Origin of the sequence: Acinetobacter sp. CIP 102529, assembly GCF_000368325.1 — a bacterium.
GTDB classification, from domain to species: Bacteria; Pseudomonadota; Gammaproteobacteria; order Pseudomonadales; family Moraxellaceae; genus Acinetobacter; species Acinetobacter parvus.
On the sequence record NZ_KB849354.1, the window covers coordinates 231322 to 233249 of the forward strand.

The 1928-nt window shown below is 46.3% G+C and carries 1 pseudogene; it reads right to left on the bottom strand.

The window, feature by feature from the left end:
- Positions 1 to 1928, bottom strand: a pseudogene (locus F972_RS03250) (hypothetical protein); the annotation flags it as partial.

The following is a 1928-nucleotide window of genomic DNA, read 5'->3' on the forward strand; positions in this document are numbered from 1 at the left end:
GTTAAAAGAGCCTGTGAACCTAAAGTACCTGCATAGTCGGCCAAACCGGAGCCGACCGCAGCACCATTTTGCCCAATCACGGTATTACCGGTACCCACGGCGTTGGCATATCTGCCTGATACCACATTATTTAGACCTATGGCATTGGATCCAATCATTGTAACGGTATTTTTTGTGCCGATGGCTGAACCAAACAGATTACTTACGTTATTGCTATAACCTAACGCATTGGTGCCCCAGGCTGAAGAATTAATTATGTTGCCAATACCAACGGCAGTACTTAAAGCTGCGCTGGTTATATTATTATACGCCCCAAAAGCATTAGTAGTATTTCCGCTTGCAGTGTTACTATAACCAACAGCACTATTATAGCTACCCGATGCCGTATTGCTATTACCGACTGCACTACTATAGCTACCCGATGCCGTATTGCTATAGCCTACCGCAGTACTATAACCACTCGATGCAGTATTGCTATTACCGACCGCATTACTATATAACCCTGAGGCAATATTGCCGGTACCCAGGGCACTGGCTTGACCATCCATCGCCAGGTTGCCACCTTTTTTGATGGCATTAATAAAGGTTGCAAATTTAACCGGATCGGCGGCTTTGGTGGTGGTCAGACTATTGACGGTAAAAGAGTCAATATCATCCAGAGTAGTCCCTGCGCCAGTGGTAGTCACCGCAATGCCCCCCACGGCAGTAATTTTCCCTGAGATTGTGGTAATAATGGTATGTGGAGAACCTTTGGCTGAACCCAATGCAGTTGAGCTAGAAGCACGTGCATAGTTATCGCTAGGGGTGGCATTGGGTATGGCAGCCAGCGCATCGGTCAGTTGTTTTTTATTGATCGCATCGGTATCGGCGGTACCCGTTGCCACATTGGTAATCCGTTTTGTTGCACCTGCACGACCGACTGAAATTGTATTGGCTTCATCAGCCAAAGAGTCAAAACCAATGGCGGTAGCATTTAATGCTGTGGCTTGGCTACCCACACCAAATACGCTACTACGGTCAGCCGTTGCGGTCACACCTGCACCAATAGCAACTGAGCTTACCCCTGTCGCTGCTGCGGTTTCCGATGCGGTTAAACTTGCATCATCAATTTCATTATCAGCATTTTGGTCATACCAACCACCAAAGGCAATTGATCCAGTTCTATTGGCAGTTGCACCTGTACCAAATGCACTACTGACCACACCTGATGCAGTATTTTTTAAACCGACTGCGGTTGCTCCTGCACCAGTTACATTATTGACACTACCAAAGGCATTGGCTGTCGTTCTACTACTATTATCACTAATAAAGGGATTTGTGTTTGATGCACCATGATCTACGGTATTTGTAATACCAAAAGCATTGCTAGCTTGGCTTTTCGCTAGGTTGTTACCACCTACGGCATTACTACCCATACCTGATGCTTCATTCCTATAACCCACCGCACTGCTATACCAACCCGATGCAATATTCACATAACCCACCGCACTGCTATTACTACCCGATGCGGTATTCATATAACCCACCGCACTGCTATAATAACCCGATGCGTTATTATTAAAACCCACCGCACTGCTAGAAAAACCCGATGCAATATTTGCTGTACCTACTGCACTACTATTTATACCAACCGCAATATTTCCGCCTTTCTTGGCTGCATTGATAAAGGCTGCTACTTTAGCTGGGTCGGCTGCTTTGGTTGTCGTAACACCATTGGCTGTAAAGGAGTCAATATCATCCAGACTTGTGCCTGCGCCCGTTGTAGTAACTGTGATGCCACCGACTGCGGTAATTTTTCCTGATGTGAGTGTAGTTGTATGTGCTGTACCTCTCGCTGAACCTAAAGCCGTTTCGGTTGTAGAACTAGCGTAGTTGTCAGTGGCGACTGTGCCACCTGTTACACTCGCAAATTTAGTATCTACATAACC